1 protein-coding gene is annotated in these 1199 nt (G+C 62.5%); it reads left to right on the top strand.

Annotated features, from left to right (window positions below; translation table 11 throughout):
• Positions 1-1143 (top strand): beta-ketoacyl-ACP synthase II (gene fabF / locus H5U38_16285; GenBank protein ID MBC7188584.1); only part of this gene is annotated, 1143 nt, incomplete at its 5' end.
• Positions 1144-1199: the final 56 nt, after the last annotated feature.

Below are 1199 nucleotides of genomic sequence, written 5' to 3'. Positions count from 1 at the left end.
GGCGTCGACTATGTGACCTACTTCGACACCACCGAGTTCGACACCAAGTTTGCCGCGTGGGTCAAGGACTTTGACCCGGAGGCGTACATCGACCGCAAGGAGGCGCGGCGCATGGACCGTTTCACCCAGTTTGCCGTCGCCTGCAGCGATTTCGCCCTCCAGGATGCTGGCCTCGATTTGGCGAAGGAGGACAAGACGCGCATCGGCGTGGTGCTGGCTTCCGGCGTGGGCGGCATGGATACCTTTGAGCGGGAGTACAAGGTTCTTTTCGACAAGGGCCCGCAGCGCATCAGCCCTTTCTTCATCCCGATGATGATCGCCGACATTGCCCCTGGCTATGTCTCCATTCGCCACGGCTTGAAAGGGCCAAACTACTCGACGGTGTCGGCGTGCGCCTCCAGTTCCCACGCCATTGGCGATGCGTTTCGCCTGATCGCGTATGGCGACGCCGACGTGATGGTCACCGGCGGTTCGGAGGCTTCCTGCACGCGCATGGGCTTTGCGGGCTTCAACGCCATGAAGGCGCTCTCCACCCGCAACGATAACCCCAAGGCGGCCAGTCGCCCCTTTGACCTGCATCGCGACGGCTTCGTCATGGGCGAGGGGGCGGCCGTGATCATCTTGGAAGAGCTCGGTCATGCCCTGCGGCGGGGGGCCAAAATCTACGCTGAGGTGGTGGGCGTCGGTTTCACTGCTGATGCCTATCACATCACCGCTCCTGACCCGGATGGCGACGGTGCTGCCCGCGCCATGCGCCTGGCCATGGCCGAGGCTGGGGTGCGGCCGGAGGAGGTGGACTATATCAACGCCCATGGGACCTCTACGCCGCACAACGACCGCATCGAGACCATGGCCATCAAGGCCGCCTTGGGCGAGCATGCGTACAAGGTGGCTATCAGCTCCAGCAAGTCCATGATCGGCCACCTGCTCGGTGCCTCGGGCGCCGTCGAGTTCGTGGCGACTGTGCTGACCATTGTCCACAACACCATTCACCCCACCATCAACCTTGAAGTGCCGGATCCCGAGTGCGACCTGGACTACACCCCCTTGCGCGCTCGGCAGAAGGAAGTGAATGTTGCCTTGACCAACTCCTTTGGTTTTGGGGGACACAACGTCTGCATCGCGGTGAGGAGGTACCAATAGCCTTGCGCCTGACGCTTGCCTCCCTGCTGCAGAGAATCGGTCTCGGGAATCGTGCC

Source organism: Calditrichota bacterium, from assembly GCA_014359355.1.
GTDB lineage: Bacteria > Zhuqueibacterota > Zhuqueibacteria > JANLFK01 > Oleimicrobiaceae > Oleimicrobium.
This window is presented reverse-complemented; position numbering and strand designations above follow the sequence as displayed.